Annotated in this window: 13 protein-coding genes and 2 pseudogenes; 6 read left to right on the forward strand and 9 right to left on the reverse strand. The window is 66.9% G+C overall.

Annotated elements, in window-relative coordinates:
• Positions 1-75 precede the first annotated feature (75 nt).
• From ROSELON_RS10620 to ROSELON_RS10640, 5 genes are all read right to left on the reverse strand, one after another.
• On the reverse strand, positions 76-990 hold the full coding sequence (locus tag ROSELON_RS10620; RefSeq protein ID WP_025312379.1) for a dihydrodipicolinate synthase family protein: 915 nt from the start codon (positions 988-990) through the stop codon (positions 76-78).
• Complete coding sequence (locus ROSELON_RS10625; RefSeq protein WP_025312380.1) at positions 980-1663, reverse strand: aspartate/glutamate racemase family protein; 684 nt, start codon at positions 1661-1663, stop codon at positions 980-982. Before ROSELON_RS10625 ends, ROSELON_RS10620 begins: the two co-directional genes overlap by 11 nt.
• A complete protein-coding gene (locus ROSELON_RS10630; RefSeq protein WP_025312381.1) occupies positions 1660-2058 on the reverse strand; it encodes a VOC family protein in 399 nt (132 codons plus the stop codon). The genes ROSELON_RS10625 and ROSELON_RS10630 overlap by 4 nt, the downstream gene beginning before the upstream one ends.
• Entirely contained in the window at positions 2055-3473 is a 1419-nt protein-coding gene (gene hydA / locus ROSELON_RS10635; protein ID WP_025312382.1) for a dihydropyrimidinase, read from the reverse strand. The genes ROSELON_RS10630 and hydA overlap by 4 nt, the downstream gene beginning before the upstream one ends.
• Before the next feature lie 206 nt (positions 3474-3679).
• Positions 3680-5059: a phosphohexomutase domain-containing protein gene (locus ROSELON_RS10640; protein ID WP_038650370.1), complete on the reverse strand. Its 1380-nt coding sequence runs from the start codon at positions 5057-5059 to the stop codon at positions 3680-3682.
• A 134-nt stretch (positions 5060-5193) separates the two neighbouring features.
• On the opposite strand from ROSELON_RS10640, the gene ROSELON_RS10645 reads away from it, so the two are divergent.
• The 3 genes from ROSELON_RS10645 to ROSELON_RS10655 are packed head-to-tail and all read left to right on the forward strand — an operon-like array spanning position 5194 to position 8234.
• Positions 5194-5901, forward strand: a complete 708-nt coding sequence (locus ROSELON_RS10645) for a hypothetical protein (protein ID WP_025312384.1) — start codon at positions 5194-5196, stop codon at positions 5899-5901.
• 3 nt (positions 5902-5904) lie between these two features.
• Positions 5905-7011 carry an AAA family ATPase gene (locus ROSELON_RS10650; protein ID WP_025312385.1) on the forward strand — a complete coding sequence of 369 codons (1107 nt, stop codon included), beginning with the start codon at positions 5905-5907 and terminating at the stop codon, positions 7009-7011.
• A complete protein-coding gene (locus ROSELON_RS10655; protein WP_025312386.1) occupies positions 7008-8234 on the forward strand; it encodes a vWA domain-containing protein in 1227 nt (408 codons plus the stop codon). The genes ROSELON_RS10650 and ROSELON_RS10655 overlap by 4 nt, the downstream gene beginning before the upstream one ends.
• 4 nt (positions 8235-8238) lie before the next feature.
• Here the strand turns inward: ROSELON_RS10655 and betA are convergent, their stop codons facing one another.
• The 3 genes and pseudogenes from betA to betI all read right to left on the reverse strand — a co-directional run bounded on the left by betA (position 8239) and on the right by betI (position 11958).
• Positions 8239-9921, reverse strand: coding sequence for a choline dehydrogenase (betA, locus tag ROSELON_RS10660; RefSeq protein ID WP_025312387.1), 1683 nt, complete (start codon positions 9919-9921; stop codon positions 8239-8241).
• The gene (gene betB, locus ROSELON_RS10665) at positions 9921-11366 is read right to left on the reverse strand and encodes a betaine-aldehyde dehydrogenase (protein WP_407059683.1); all 1446 of its coding nucleotides are present in this window, start codon (positions 11364-11366) and stop codon (positions 9921-9923) included. The genes betA and betB overlap by 1 nt, the downstream gene beginning before the upstream one ends.
• Before the next feature lie 5 nt (positions 11367-11371).
• A pseudogene (gene betI / locus ROSELON_RS10670) lies at positions 11372-11958 on the reverse strand (transcriptional regulator BetI).
• Positions 11959-12114: 156 nt separating this feature from the next.
• Between betI and choX the strand changes: the two are divergent.
• A complete protein-coding gene (gene choX, locus ROSELON_RS10675) occupies positions 12115-13044 on the forward strand; it encodes a choline ABC transporter substrate-binding protein (RefSeq protein WP_025312389.1) in 930 nt (309 codons plus the stop codon).
• A 26-nt stretch (positions 13045-13070) separates the two neighbouring features.
• Here choX and ROSELON_RS10680 read toward each other — a convergent pair whose 3' ends face one another.
• The gene (locus ROSELON_RS10680) at positions 13071-13715 is read right to left on the reverse strand and encodes a glutathione S-transferase family protein (protein ID WP_025312390.1); all 645 of its coding nucleotides are present in this window, start codon (positions 13713-13715) and stop codon (positions 13071-13073) included.
• 77 nt (positions 13716-13792) lie between these two features.
• Here ROSELON_RS10680 and choW point away from each other — a divergent pair, with 77 nt between their 5' ends.
• Positions 13793-14749, forward strand: a complete 957-nt coding sequence (choW, locus tag ROSELON_RS10685) for a choline ABC transporter permease subunit (protein ID WP_198020749.1) — start codon at positions 13793-13795, stop codon at positions 14747-14749.
• A pseudogene (gene choV / locus ROSELON_RS10690) lies at positions 14746-15755 on the forward strand (choline ABC transporter ATP-binding protein). Before choW ends, choV begins: the two are co-directional and overlap by 4 nt.
• Positions 15756-15888 lie beyond the last annotated feature (133 nt).

The following is a 15888-nucleotide window of genomic DNA, read 5'->3' on the forward strand; positions in this document are numbered from 1 at the left end:
GGCAAGGGGCATCGAGCCCCTTGCCGCGCTCTCGCGCGTGCCGCGCGCAGGCATGTTTTCAGGATAAGGATGGGGTCAGGTCCGGGCGCTCAGCCGGCCCTCTTGCCGGGCGATCAGCGCCTCGACCTCGGCAATCGTGGCGTCGCTGAGGGCGGGGGCCGGTTTGCGCACGGTGGGATGCGCGATGGCCCCACGTCTGGCCAGCGTGTATTTGCGGATGGCAAGGCCAAGGCCCGGCTGGCTTTCGTAGCGGACGAGCGGCAGGTAGATGTCGAAGAGATCGCGCGCGGCCTCGACCTCGCCCGCGCCTGTCAGGCGCACGATCTCGGCCATCATTTCGGGATAGGCAAAGCCCGTCATCGCCCCGTCCGCGCCGCGCAGCATTTCCTCGGGCAGGAATTGTGCCCCGTTGCCGCACAGGATCGAGACGCGCCGCGCGCCCTCGGCCTCGGCCCGGCGCAGGGCGGAGATCTTTTCGAGGCCCGGCCAATCCTCGTGTTTCAGCATCACGCAGCTGGGGTTCTCGGCGAAGATCTGCAGGCAGACCTTGGGCGACATCTGCACCCCCGTCACCAGCGGGAAATCCTGTAAAACCCAAGGGGTTTTTCCCAGCGTTTCCGAAACGTTGCGGAAATAGCCGGTGATCTGGTCATCGGTGCGCAGGGCCGCGGGCGGGGCGACCATGACGCCGGCGGCGCCGGCCTCCATCGCGGTGTCGGCCAGCGCCCTGATGGCGGCGAGGCCGGGGGCCGAGACGCCGACGACGATGGGCACCGAGGCCCGGGCGATGACGCGGCGCACAACGGTGACGGATTCCTCGGCGGACAGTTTGCCGGCCTCGCCCATCATGCCCAGGATCGTCAGGCCGGTGGCCCCCTTGTCCTCGTAAAAGGCGACCATGCTGTCGATGCTGGCCTCATCGAGGGCCCCATCGGGCAGAAAGGGGGTGACGGCGATGGTAAAGACGCCCTTGGCGGTTTCATCCAGCATGTTCGACTCCGACGCTGTGGGATTGGGTGAGCGCGATGCGCCCGATGGCCATGGCCGCAGCGGCCTGACAGGGGTCGACGACCGGCAGGCCGAGCGCCCGTTCCAGGGGATCGCGGAACCGCGCCATGCCGGCGCAGCCCAGGATCAGCACATCGGCGCCGTCAGTGTCGCGCAGCGTTGCCCCGACCTCGGTCATGCGCGCCAGGGTGGCTGCCTCGTTGGCGAGATCGGCCACCGCGAGCCCGAGCGCGCGGTCACCGGCCAGCCGATCGCGGACGCCCATCGCCCCGAAGGCCCGCAGATGCCGCGGGATCGAGGCGGGCAAAATGGCAATCACGCCGAACCGGTGTCCGAGGGTCAGCGCCGTCATGACCGCGCTTTCCTGGATGCCGAGCACCGGTTTGGCGGTGCGGTCGCGCAGGGCATGCAGGCCAGGATCGCCGAAACAGGCGATGACGAAGGCTGCCGCGTCGGCCTCAAGCGTGGCGGCGAGGCGCAGCATGTGGGGGATCGTCTCGTCGGCCTGCGCCTGGGATTCGATGCCGGGCGGCCCCTCGGGCAGGGTGCGGCACGCGATCTCGACGCCCAATCCGTGCAATGGGGTGAGGGCGGCGGCGATCCCGTCCGTGACCTTTTGCGAGGAGTTGGGGTTGATGACGTAAAGCCGGCTCATGCGCCCGCCCGCGTGGCCTGCTGGATTTCGACCTGGTAGCCCTCGGGGTCGTCGAAGACGAAGGCGCGAATGCCGATCGCGTCATTGACGAACATTTGCGACAGGTTTTCAACGCCTTGCGCCTCGATATAGGTGTACCACGCATCCACATCCGGCACCCGGACGCAGAGCTGCACAGGCCGCGTTTCGGCCCATTTGTGCATGCCATGCGCCTCGTCCACCAGGCCCACATGGGCGCCGTCGCAGATGCGCATGATCTTGGCCAGCCCGCCCTGGTCGATCACCAGGGGAAACCCCATCACGTCGCGGTAGAACGCCTCGGCCCGGGGCAGGTCGCGGTAGTAAAGAAAGGTGATGGCCAACTGGTTTGGGGCCTCGGGGCGTGTGGTGGTCATGTCGGAACTCCGGTGATGGCGGTGGGGTGGGTGCCGATGCGCGGTCGTGCGATCCAGTCGCCGGTTCCCGGTTGGCCCAGATAGGTGCCGTCCTGCATGATCGTGCGCCCGCGCAGGATGGTGCGCACCGGCCAGCCCCGCACGGTCGTGCCCTCGGCCGGGTTGTAGCCCACATTGTCATGCAGATCGTTCGCGCCATAGGTGACCTCGCGCGTCGGGTCCCACAGCACCAGATCGGCGTCCATGCCCGGGGCTATGTCACCCTTGCGGTCAAGGCCGTAGAGCCGCGCGGGCAGGGTGGCGGTCAGCGCCACGAACGACTCGGGGCCGAGGCGTCTGCGGCTGACCATTGCCTCGAACATCAGCGGTTGGCGCAACTCCAGACCCGGCATCCCGTTGGCGATGGCGGGGAAGGGGGCGTCCGGCCCCGCGGACAGCTTGCCCGTGTCATCGAAGCGATAGGGTGCGTGGTCCGAGGACACGACCTGCAGGTCTCCGAGCGCCAGCGCCTGCCAAAGGGCGGCCTGATCGCGGGCGGTCCGTTGCGGCGGCGAGCACATCCATTTCGCCCCCTCGATCCCCGGTTTGTCGAGGATATCCTCGGTCTGGAACAGGTAATGGGGGCAGGTTTCGGCCCAGACCGGTGCGCCACGGGCACGGGCCGCGCGGATTTCGGCGGCGGCCTCTTGCGTCGAGACGTGAAAGATCATGACCGGGGCCTGTGCCAATTCGGCCAGGCGGCACATGCGCGCCACGGCCTCGATCTCGGCCGCGCGGGGGCGCGAGGCCGCGTGGTCGATCGGGCGCGTGCGTCCCTTGGCCAGCAGGCGGGTGCGTGTCTCGGCGATGATCGCATCGTTTTCGGCATGGATGCAGGTCAGCGCGCCGGCCGTGCGTGCGATACGCAGGACGCGCAGGATCTCGGCATCGCCCAGCCCGATATTGTAGGTGGTGAACACCTTGATCGAGCGATGCCCGGCGGCGATCAGGCTGTGCAGATCGGCCTCGAGATCGGGGGCCGCAGAGTCGGCGACGATCAGGTGAAAGGCGTGATCGATGGCCGCCCCGCGCGTGGCCCGTGCGGCATAGTCGGCCACCGCCTCGGACAGACGCTGCCCCTTGCCCTGCGCGGCGAAGGAAATGACGCTGGTCGTGCCCCCCATCGCGGCGGATCGGGTGGCGGTTTCGAACGTGTCGGCATTCATCAGGCCCATGCCCGACATCTGCTCGATATGGCAATGCGGGTCGACGCCGCCGGGGGTCACCATCAATCCGGTCGCGTCGATCGTTTCGGTCGCCATGCCCAGCCCGTGGCCGATGGCGGTGATGCGCCCGGCCGACACGGCGATATCGGCGGTAAATTGGCCGTCGGCGGTGATAACGCGACCGCCGCGGATCATCAGGTCATGGCTCATCCGGCACCCTGCACGCTGCGCTGGCGCGAGCATGGGGCAGGGGGCCGCGATGGGCAAGACCAAGCGGCGTGCACACCGGGTGCCGCTGCATGCCCATGGATGTCGTACCTTGTAGATTCACCGCCTTGATCGACATAAAAAGGGGTCAAGGACGGGTCAGCCTGATTCAAAGCCCACCTATCCACAAGTTATCCACATGCTATGATTCAGCTTTGGATCAGGTCCTGCATTTCCGCCAGTTTTGTCTGAACGAGGGCAGGGTCGCCCTTGGACTCGATGTTCAGGCGCAGCAGGGGTTCGGTGTTCGACGCCCGCAGATTGAAACGCCAATCGCCGAAGCTCAGGCTCAGGCCGTCGGTTTCGTCACGGTCTTTCGCAGCGGCGCCGTAGGCAGTATCGATTTTCGCGATCATGGCCTTCGCGTCATCGACGCGAAAGTTCCGCTCGCCCGACGACGGGTAAGAGCAGCGCAGTTCGGCCACGAGGTCTTTCAGGCTTTCGCCACGGCGGCTGACCAGTTCGGCGACCAGCAGCCACGGGATCATGCCGCTGTCGCAGGCCATGAAATCGCGGAAATAGTGATGCGCCGACATCTCGCCGCCGTAAACGGCGCCGGTGTCGCGCATGACCTGCTTGATGTTGGAATGGCCGCATTGCGACTGGATGGCTTCGCCGCCCATTCGGGCGACGATGTCCTGCGTGGCCCAGATGATGCGCGGGTCGTGGATGATCTTGGCCCCCGACTCCTTGGCGAGGAACGCCTCGGCCAACAGGGCGACCACATATTCGCCGGGAATGAAGCCGCCCTCGTGGTCGAAGAAGAAGCAGCGATCGAAATCGCCGTCCCAGGCCACGCCCATATCGGCACCCTCGGCCACCACGGCATCCGCAGTCACCGGCTGGTTTTCGTCCAGAAGTGGGTTGGGGATGCCGTTTGGAAAGGACCCGTCGGGATCGTGATGCATGCGCACGAATTGCAGCGGCGCGCCAGCGGCCGCCAACCCGTCGGCGAGGGCGTCAAAGCTGGGGCCTGCAGCGCCGTTTCCGGCATTCACAAGGATTTTCAGCGGCTTGAGCGCGTCGATCTCGACGAACTCCAGCAGCTTTTCGACATAGGCGTCGCGCGTGCCGGACGCGTCCACAACCGTGCCGCCGTCGATTTCGGGGGCGAATTCGCCCGTTTCGGCCAAGGCCTGAATCTCCGCCATCCCCTCGGCCTTGCCGATCGGGGCCGAGCCTGCGCGCACCATCTTCATGCCGTTGTAATCCATCGGGTTGTGCGAGGCGGTCACGCAGATCCCGCCATCGGCCCCCAGATGGGTGACGGCGAAATACGTCTCTTCGGTGCCCGACAGGCCAAGGTCCAGCACCTCGACGCCGCAGGCCATCAGCCCCCGCGCCACGGCCTGCCCAAGGCTGTCCGAGGTCGGGCGCACATCGCGGCCCAGAACGACACGTTTCGCCCCCAGCACCTGGGCAAAGGCGCGCCCGATGCGATAGGCGATATCCTCGTTCAACTCGTCGCCGAGACGTCCGCGGATGTCATAAGCCTTGAAACAGGTCAGCGTCAGCGCGTCGAATGCCATAGGGGCGGGTCCTTCCATGGTGGGCAAGCGTCAGGGGCGGTATACCCAACGCCTTGCCCACAAACCACCCGCAGCCCTTGGTCCGGCGACGATTTACGCTAGGCTCTGGATGCGAGGCAACACGGGGGCTGCCGATGCTGGTCGTCACGCAGGACACGATACGAAATGCGGGGGTATTGGAAACACGCTCGCTTCCGAAAAAGTTCTTTGGCCGCGTGGCGTTGATCCCCCGACAGGCGCGCCCGGGGCTGTGGGCGCGCCTGCTGGTGGAAATGCAGCTGCTGCGCTATCTCGCGGCGCTCATTCCCTTTGTCTTTCTGGCCTTTTCGTCGTCACGCATGGCGCTGCCGGTGACGCAGGCCCCTTTGGCGATGGTGCTGCTGATCGGGTTCGTCGAGATGAAGGTGCTGCGCCTGTCGGACAAGGGGCGCGCGCGCCTGATGTCCGAGGACGAGGCCGCGCGCCGCCTCGATACCCTGGCCTTTCGCGCCAAGGCGGTACTGCGCAAGATCGCGGCCTATCGCGATGTCGCCGAGGGCGAACTGGCCCTGGTCATCGAGCAATCCGAATTGGCGCGCGTGACCCCGCTGACGCTGGTGTCGATCCAGTCGGCCCGGCCCCAGCCCCATGTGCTCGACCTCGGCCCCGAGGAACGCGAGTTGATCGAGACCGAACTGTTCGGGCCTGATCTGACAGAGAAAATGGTGCATCACGCCAACCTGCGCGACGGGCAGATGATCCGCGAGGTGCGGATCGAGGCACGCGGCATTTCGGCCCATACCCGCCTGGCCGCCTGGATGGAAAAGCGGGCCATGGCACAGACCGAGACGGCGGAGATTTGAGGCATGACAGTGAATGCAAACGCGGTGTCGGCGGGCGAGGCGTTGCGCGTGTTGGGGGCGGCCTGGGCTGTGCAAGCAAGGGGCGATCTGACCAGCAGCTGGATGCTGCATGGCCGCCCCGGCGTCGGTAAGACCGAGATCGTTCAAACCCTGGCGCGACAGGTCGGCGCCGATCTGCATGACCTGCGCCTGACCACGATCGAACCCCAGGACCTGCGGGGCCTGCCCTTTTACGATCATGCGGCCGGGCGCACCGTCTGGTACCGCCCCGAGGATCTGCCCGATGATCCCGCGCGTCCGGCGATCCTGTTCCTCGACGAGTTGACCGCCGCCGCGCCGACATTGCAGCCCACCGTGTACGGCTTGCTGCAGGAGCGTCGGGTCGGGCGCCATCGTCTGCCCGACAGCGTCTTCATCGTCGCTGCCGGCAACATGGTCGAGGACGGGGCCATCGCCTATGACATGGGCACCGCCCTGTCGGACCGGCTGATCCACATGATCGTGCAGGCCGACGCCGAGGATTGGCTCAAGACCTATGCCGCCGCGGCGGGCATCCACCCCGCTGTCGCGGCCTTTCTGCGCGCCCGTCCCGACCTGTTCGAGACGACCGAGGATGCGTTGCGGCGCGGTCAGACCATCGCCTGCACCCCCCGCAGTTGGGCGCGCGTCAGCCGGATCATGCAGGCGGTGCCCGACCGGCAGACCCGGCAGGTCATGGTTGCGGGCACCGTGGGCGAGGCGGCGGCGGCCGAGTTCGCCCTAATCGCCGACGAGATCGAAGCCTCGGTCCATGTGGCCGAGATGTTGGAGACCCCGCGCGCCAAGCGGGCGGAGCTTTATCCTCAAACGCTGCACGGGCTGACAGCCCTGATTTACGGATTGATCGGCGCGGCGAACGCGCAAAACATGCCCGCCGCCATCGAGATCCTGGCCGATATGCGTGGGCTGGGCGACCCGGCGCAGCGCGCGCTGCCCTTGTCGGAACTGGCCAGTTTCGGGTTCGAGTTGCTGATCTCCAAGGCGATGGAACACGACTGGCACGAGGCGTTCGCGACCTCGGAGGCCTATGCCGAGTATGCCCGCGCGCGCGAAGCGGCGGGCCTGCCATGACCGCCCATGCCACCCGCGCGGCCACAGCCCTCGCCCACCTGGGCGAGGTCGATCCCGCGCTGGCGGTTCTGTCGCTGTGGTGCCGACACAGGGACGCCTCGGGCGCGACGCGCACACAGGGCGACACCATCCTCTACGGTCCCGGGTTCGACAGCCTGCCGCTGGCACAGGCGGTCGGTCTGGCCGCGCACCATATTCTGCACGTCGCGCTGCGCCATTCCGACCGGCAGGCGGCGCTGGCCGAACGACTTGGCGCGCGGTTCGACGGATCGCTCTTTGGTCTCGCCGCCGACGGGATCATCAACGAAACCCTGCTGCTGGCCGGTCATGCCCTGCCACGCCCCGCCGTGACCCTGACCGATCTGCTGGAAGAGATCGGGGAGCCGGCCCGTTCGCCCATTGCCGCCTTGGCCGATTGGGATGCCGACCGGCTGGCCATGTACCTGCACAGCGACCCGAAACGCGCTGAAAATGCGCGGGAACTTGGCGTGACACGCGGCTTTGCCCAGGATGTCGAGCTGGGCGAACCCGACCCCGAGGGAGAGCGCCAGAAAACCGCCGATTGGCGCAACCAGTTGCTGCGCGCGATGGAGGCAGGGCGCAAGGCCGGCACCGGCATCGGGCGGCTGGGGGCGGTGCTGGCCGATATGTCGCCGCCCGCCGTCTCGTGGGAGATGCAGTTGCGCGGCCTCCTGTCCCGCGCCCTGATCCATCGCCCACATCTCAGCCATCGCCGCCCCGCCGCGCGCTGGATCGCCATGACCGCGCAGGCGCAGGCCGCGCATACGCCCGACCCGGCGTATCAGCCGGGCATGGCGCGGCTCGACACCCGCCCGCGTGTCGTGATCGGGTTGGACACGTCCAGTTCCATCGACCCGCTGACTCTGTCGCTATTCCTGTCCGAGGCCGAGGGGATCACCCGCCGCAGCGGGGCCGAGGCGCACCTGCTGGCCTTCGACGAAGAGGTATTCGAGGCCCACCGCCTGGACGTCGGATCGTGGCGCGACCTGCATCACCTGCCGCTGCGCACCGGCGGCGGCACGGATTTCGCCCCGGTTCTCGCACAGGCCGCGCGGCTTCAGCCGTCGATCTCCGTGATGCTGACCGATCTCGATGCGCCCTTTGGCCCGATGCCGGGGTTTCCGGTGCTCTGGGCCGTGCCCGGATCCGCGCCGCTGGACGATCCGCCCTTTGGTCGCGTGCTGCGGATCGGGGCAGGTTGAGGGCCTATTGCGCGGCGGTCGGCAATGGGGCCTGGCGTTGCGCATGTTCCCAATCCGGGGCGATCCACGGGCCGCGATTGTCGCGGGGCAGGGGATCGCGGCCAAGGATATGGTCGGCGGCCTTTTCGCCCACCATGATCGACGGCGCGTTGGTGTTGCCATTGGTGACCTGCGGAAAGATCGAGCTGTCGGCCAGCCGCAGCCCCTCGACCCCGATCACGCGATTTTCCGGGTCGACCACCGCGTCTGGGTCGTCGCGCCGCCCCATCCGGCAGGTGCCGCAGGGGTGATAGGCGCTTTCGGCATGATCGCGGATCACGTCGTCAAGGGCCTCGTCGCTGGCCACATCCGCGCCGGGCAGCAATTCGTCGCCCGCAAAGGCCTGCATGGCCGGTTGCTGGAAGATCTCGCGCGTCAGCCGGATCGCCTTGCGGAAATCGCGCCAATCGTCCTCGTGGCTCATGTAATTGAACAGGATCGACGGTACGGCCGCCGGGTCAGACGACGTCAGCGCCACGCGCCCGCGGCTTTTCGAGCGCATCGGCCCGACATGGGCCTGAAATCCGTGGCCCGCCGCACTGACCGAGCCGTCATAGCGCACGGCAATAGGCAGGAAATGGAACTGGATATCGGGATACTCGACCCCGGCGCGCGAGCGGATGAAGCCGCAGGCCTCGAACTGGTTCGACGCGCCAAGGCCGGAGCGCGTGAGCACCCATTGCGTGCCCACCAGCGCCTTGCCCCAAAGGCTCCAATACGGGGCGAGGGACACGGGCTGCCTTGCGGCATACTGGATGTAGAGTTCCAGATGATCCTGCAGGTTCTGGCCCACGCCCGCGCGGTCGGCCACCACCGGCACGCCATGCTCCACCAGATGGTGCGCCGGCCCGATGCCCGACAGCATCAACAGCTTGGGCGAGTTGATTGCGCCGGCTGTCAGCACGACCTCGGCATTCGCGCGGATCAACTGGGCCTCGGCCCCGCCCCGCCTGATCCAGACCCCCGTCGCGCGGCCGTCCTCGATATGGATTCGTTCGACCAAACCCCTGACAAGGGTGCAATTCTCGCGTTTCAGGGCCGGTTTCAGATAGGCATCCGCGGCGGACCAGCGTTGCCCCTTCCAGATCGTCATTTCGAAGGCGCCGAACCCCTCTTGCCGGTGGCCGTTATAATCCTCGGTCCGGCCATAGCCCGCTTGCGATCCGGCCTCGATGAAGGCCTCGAACAGCGGGTTGTCGCGCCGCCCGCGCGTGATGTGCAAGGGGCCGTCGTCGCCGCGCCAGGTGCCGCAGCCATCGTCGCCGTGCCAGTTTTCCATGCGCCGGAAATAGGGCAGCACATCGGCATAGGACCATCCCTGCGCGCCCATCTCGGCCCAGGCGTCATAGTCGCGGGCGTGCCCACGCACATAGATCATCCCGTTGATCGAGGACGACCCGCCGATCACCTTGCCGCGCGGGCAGGCCATGCGGCGGCCGGCCATATGCGGCTCGGGCTCGGTCTGGTAGCCCCAATCATAGCGGGCCATGTTCATCGGGTAGGACAGGGCCGCGGGCATCTTGATGAAGGGCCCCGCATCGGTGCCGCCATGTTCCAGAACGATGACCTGTTTGCCCGCCTCGGCCAGGCGATAGGCGATGGCGCACCCGGCAGAGCCTGCGCCCACGACAATGTAATCGGCTTGCATCAGAACGGCGCCTCCACCGCGCTCAGGCCCACATAGACGGATTTCGGCTGGCTATAGGCCTCGATCGCGGCGCGGGCGTTTTCGCGTCCGATGCCGCTGGCCTTGACCCCGCCGAACGGCATCTCGATGGGCGTGAGGTTGTACTGGTTGATCCAGCAGGTGCCGGCCTGAAGGGCGCGGACCATGCGGTGCGCGCGGGCAAGGTCGCGGGTGAAGACGCCCGCTGCCAGCCCGAATTCCGTGTCATTGGCGCGGCGCGTCACCTCGTCTTCGGTGTCGAAATCGAGCACCGACATGACCGGGCCAAAGATTTCCTCGCGCGCGATGGCCATGTCATCGGTGACATCTGCGAAGACCGTGGGCTGGATGAAATAGCCGGGGCCGTCGATGGCCGCCCCGCCCGTGACCAGACGCGCGCCGTCGTCCAGCCCCTTGGCGATGTAGGACAACACGATGGCGCGCTGCGCCTCGCTGATCATGGGGCCAAGATGCGTGGCCTCGTCCATCGGGTCGCCGATCACGGCGGCCTCGGTCCGTTCGGCCAGCCGCGTCAGAAACGCGTCCTTGAGGCCCGACTGCACGAAGACCCGCGTGCCGTTGGAACAGATCTGCCCGGTCGAGTAGAAATTGGCGTTGATCGCGGCGGACACTGCATCCTCGATCTCCGCATCGTCGAAGATGATCAGGGGCGACTTGCCGCCCAGTTCCATTGTCACATGCTTCAAATCGCGCGCGGCGGCCTCGTAGACCTTGCGGCCCGTGGGCACCGACCCGGTGAGCGAGACCTTGGCCACACGCGGGTCATCGACCAGTGCTGCGCCCGTCTCGCCTGCGCCCTGCACCACGTTGAACACGCCCGGCGGTGCGCCCGCTTCGAGCAGGATTTCCGCCAGTTTCAGTGCCGTCAGCGGCGTTTCCTCCGAGGGTTTGAACACCATCGTGTTGCCACAGGCCAGCGCCGGGGCGGCCTTCCAGCAGGCGATCTGGATCGGGTAGTTCCATGCCCCGATCCCGGCACAAACCCCCAGAGGTTCGCGAATCGTGTAGGCGAAATCGGCACCCAGCTGCACGGTCTCGCCCGTGATCGTTGCCGCCATGCCGCCGAAATACTCCAGGCAATCCGCGCCGCTGGCGGCATCGGCCACCAGCGTTTCCGACAGGGGTTTGCCGGTATCGAGCGTTTCCAACGCGCTGAGGTCCCGGTTGCGTTCGCGGATGATCTGGGCCGCACGGGTCAGGATGCGCCCACGCTCAGCCCCGGTCATGGCCGACCAGCCGGGCAGGGCGGCCTCGGCGGCGCGTACGGCCTCGGCCACCATGTCGGGCCGTGCGGCATAAACGCGGCCCAGGGTTTCGCCGGTCGCCGGGTAGGTCAGGGCGATCTCGGCGCCGCCCTCATCCTCGACATAGGCGCCGTTGATGAAATGGCTGGCCTTGGGTTGCATGCCCTTCATCGCTTGTCCCTTTCTTTCAGGTCACTGGCCAGCGCCGCCAACACCTGATCTGCCGCCGCGTGCCCATCGGTGTTGCCGGTATCGAGTGCTGCGTGCAGATACAGGCCGTCGATCAGCCCCGCGATCCGGTCGGCCACCTCGGGCGCGCGCGGGCCGACGCGTGGGCGCAACTCATGGATCAGGTTCGAGCGCAGCCGCCGCTGATACACGGTCAACAGCCGCCGCGCCCCCGCGTCGGTCAGGGCCAGCACGTAGAAATTCAGCCAGGCCGCAACGACCTCGTGGCGAAAGTTCGAAGGTCCGAAACTGGCGCGGATCAGCGCCTCGAGCCGGTCCTCGGGGCGTTTGGCGGCCACCAGCGCGCCGCGGATCTCGGCCCCGTAGACCGTCAGGATCGCGCGCATGGCGGCCAGAAACTCTGGTCCTTGCCCTTGAAGTAGTGAAAGGCCAGCGCCGGCGAGACACCCGCGCGCCTGGCAATCTGGCCCACGGTCACGTTGAGCGAGCCGCGCGCACCGATTTCATGAATCGCCGCCTCGACCAGTTCGCCGCGACGGATCGCTTCCATTCCGAGTTTGGGCATTCGGACCACCATCTGCTTGCAATCCTCGATCTAAGACGTTTTGATTGACTCATCAATCAATAAAAATCCGGACGTGCCGCTTGCACCAATGACAGCTGGGTGGTCAACTCCGCGCCGGAGAGACGACATGAAAAACAACACAAGGGAGTGTTCCGAATGATCCGCCTGACCACCGCCACCGCCATTGCCGCGTTGGCCGCGGCCCCCGCCATGGCCGATTGCGACAGCGTCACCTTCTCGGATGTCGGCTGGACCGATATCACCGCCACCACGGCGGCCACCACCGTGGTGCTCGAGGCGCTGGGTTACGAGACCGAAACCCTCGTCCTGTCGGTGCCGGTGACCTACACCTCGCTGGCCGAAGGCGATGTGGACATTTTCCTTGGCAACTGGATGCCCACGATGGAGGCCGACATCGCCCCCTACCGCGAGGCCGGCACCGTCGACACCGTGCGCGCCAACCTTGAGGGCGCGAAATACACGCTGGCCACCAATGCCGCCGGCGCGGCGCTGGGGATCGCCGATTTCGCCGATATCGCCGCCGCGGTCGAAGAGCTGGACGCCGAGATCTATGGCATCGAACCCGGCAATGACGGCAACCGCCTGATCATGGACATGATCGCGGACAACGCCTTTGGTCTGGGCGATGCCGACTTCGAGGTGGTCGAAAGCAGCGAACAGGGGATGCTGGCGCAAGTTGCCCGCGCGACCGACCGGGACGAGCCGATCGTCTTTCTCGGGTGGGAACCGCACCCGATGAACGCCAATTTCGAGATGACCTATCTGACCGGCGGCGACGACTGGTTCGGACCGGATCTGGGTGGTGCGACCGTCTTTACCAACACCCGCGCGGGCCTGGTCGACGAATGCCCGAACCTTGGCGCCTTCCTGAACAACCTGCAATTCACGCTGGCCATGGAAAACGAGATCATGGGCGCGATCCTGAACGATGGCGAGGATCCCGTCGATGCCGCCAGCGCCTGGATGAGCGCAAATCCCGACCTCGTCATGGGGTGGCTGGATGGCGTGACCACCATCGACGGCGGCGATGCCGAAGCAGCCGTGGGTGAGGCGCTCGGGCTCTGATCCCAGGGACGGTCAGGGCGGGGGCCTTACGCGGACCCGCCCATGCCGACCTCTTCCATCAAGGCGTCGTCCAGCTCGGCCGCACGTTTCGCGGCCGGGCGGTCCAGGATGCGGGCGACATACTCGGCAAAACCGGGGCGCTCGGGCAGGGTTCCGAATTGCAGCCCCCAGGCGATCTGGCTACCGAGATAGACATCAACCGCCGAGAAGGCTTCGCCAAGGATATGTGTACGACCGTCTTCCAGCAGATGCTCGAGTGTGGCCGCCACCGCCGTCAGGCTGCCCCAGCCGACGCGCCGGTAAACCTGCGGATCGTCGGTCGAAACCTCCAGCGACGCGACGCTGACCGCCGGATCGACGGCGCCGGCGCCGAAGAACAGCCACCGGTAGTAGGCCCCGCGTTCGGGCGTGCCGGGCGGCGGGGCCAGCCCGGCCTGCGGCGCAAGATCGGCCATATGGGCGCAGATCGCCGCCGCCTCGGTCACGACCATGCCGCGGTCGACCAGCGTGGGCACCTTGCCCATCGCGTTGATCGCGCGATAGGCGGGCGATTTCATCTCGTCGCCATATTGCACGACCTTGACCGTGTAGGGCAGTCCGGCCTCTTCCATCATCCAGCGGGCGATGCGACCGCGCGACATCGGGTGGGTGTAAAGCGTCAGATCGGTCATGGTCTTACCTTTGGCAGGGAGCGTGCCCAGCCTGCGCCCGGCGCCCGAGTCGCCTCAAGACAAAAGGATACCGTCCGATGCTGAGCTGGCTGACGGAATGTGAAACGCCCGAGGACACCGCCGGTCTGGGCCCGTTGGGGTATCTGACCGAGTGCAAGATCCGGATCGGCGACGCGGCCGAGGCCGGGTTCGATTGGCTGCAGGCCAACGGGGCCTCGGTGTTCGACTGGATATCGGACATGCTGGAGGTGCTGATCGAGGCGATCCTGACCCTGTTGCAGGAACCGCCGAATACCGGCTGGATCCGCGATGTCGGCCGTGGCGAAGAGGTTTATCTTTACGCCCCCGAGGCGCACGCGATCCTGATCATCGCGCTGCTGACGGGGCTGGCCTGGTGGCTGCACCGCAGCTGGAAGGTGCCGGCGCTGGTGGCCGCCGGGTTCCTGTTCATCGTGAACCAGGGCTATTGGGAGGAGACGACCGAAAGCCTGACGCTGGTCGTTTCAGCCTGCGTGGTCTGCATGGGGCTGGGCGTGCCCATCGGCATCGCCGCCGCCCATCGCCCGCGTCTTTATGCGGCCATGCGGCCCGTGCTCGACCTGATGCAGACGCTGCCCACCTTCGTCTACCTCATTCCGGCCATCGTCTTTTTCGGCATCGGCATGGTGCCGGGCCTGATCGCCACGGTGATCTTCGTGCTGCCCGCCCCGATCCGCCTGACGCATCTGGGTATCGCCTCGACCCCGCAATCGCTGATCGAGGCCGGACAGGCCTTTGGCGCGACGCCGCGGCAGCTGCTGTGGAAGGTGGAATTGCCCTTTGCCCTGCCGCAGATCATGACGGGGTTGAACCAGACCATCATGCTGTCGCTGTCGATGGTGGTGATCGCCGCGCTGGTGGGCGCAGACGGGTTGGGCGTGCCGGTGGTGCGCGCGCTGAACCGCGTCGATACCGGGCTTGGGTTCGAGTCGGGCTTCATCATCGTGGTGGTGGCCATCATTCTGGATCGTCTGTTGAGGGTGCGCACGAAATGACCGCTGTCCGGTTCAACGAGGTCTGCATCATGTTCGGGCCCCATCCCGCGCCATCCCTGAGCATGGCCGATGCCGGCCAGAGCCGGGCCGAGATCCAGGCGGAAACCGGCCATGTGCTGGGGGTGCACGATTGCTCGCTCGACGTGGCCGAGGGCGAGATCCTGGTGCTGATGGGCCTGTCGGGGTCGGGCAAATCCACGCTGCTGAGGGCGGTGAACGGGTTGAACCCGGTGGCGCGCGGATCGGTCGAGATCGCGGCCGGGGGCACGATGGTCAACGTGACCGAGGCCAAGGGCGCGGCGCTGCGCCGTTTGCGTCAGAACACGGTGGCGATGGTGTTCCAGCAATTCGGATTGCTGCCCTGGCGCAGCGTGCGCGAAAATGTGGGTCTGGGGCTGGAGCTTGCGGGTCTGCCGGCCAGTGCGCGGGCCGAGGCGGTGGACCGGCAACTCAGCCTCGTGGGCCTGTCCGACTGGGCCGAGCGCAAGGTGGGCGAATTGTCGGGCGGCATGCAGCAGCGCGTGGGGCTGGCGCGCGCCTTTGCCACGGACGCGCCGATCCTGTTGATGGACGAGCCGTTCTCGGCCCTCGATCCGCTGATCCGCACGAAATTGCAGGACGAGATGCTGGACCTGCAGCGCGATCTGAAACGCACGATCATCTTCGTCAGCCACGATCTGGATGAGGCGTTCAAGATCGGCAATCGCATCGCGATCCTGGAGGGCGGGCGCATCGTGCAGGTGGGCACCCCGCGCGAGATCTTCTCGGCCCCGGCCAGCGATTACGTGGCCGAGTTCGTCGCCAACATGAACCCGCTTGGCGTGCTGACGGCCGCGACGTGATGGAGGCCGGGCCAGGCGCCGGGCCGCGTGTGGGCGCCGAAACGCCCGTGCGCGACCTGATGGATCGGCTGGCAGCAGGCGAGGCGGTCCTGACCGTGGCCGAGGGCGACAGGCCGATCGGGCGTGTCACGCCGCAAAGCATCGTGGCGCGGCTGTCGAGCTGAGGGATTGCGCCGCGCTGTCGCGCGTCGCCCGGGCGGAGCGCGCAAAGGGGCATCGAGCCCCTTTGCGCGCTTTGGGGCGCTGCGCGCCTTTGCATATTTTCAGGATAAAGATCGGGTAAAGGCCGCGCCGGTT

It is taken from the genome of Roseibacterium elongatum DSM 19469 (assembly GCF_000590925.1).
In the GTDB taxonomy this organism is placed as follows: domain Bacteria; phylum Pseudomonadota; class Alphaproteobacteria; order Rhodobacterales; family Rhodobacteraceae; genus Roseibacterium; species Roseibacterium elongatum.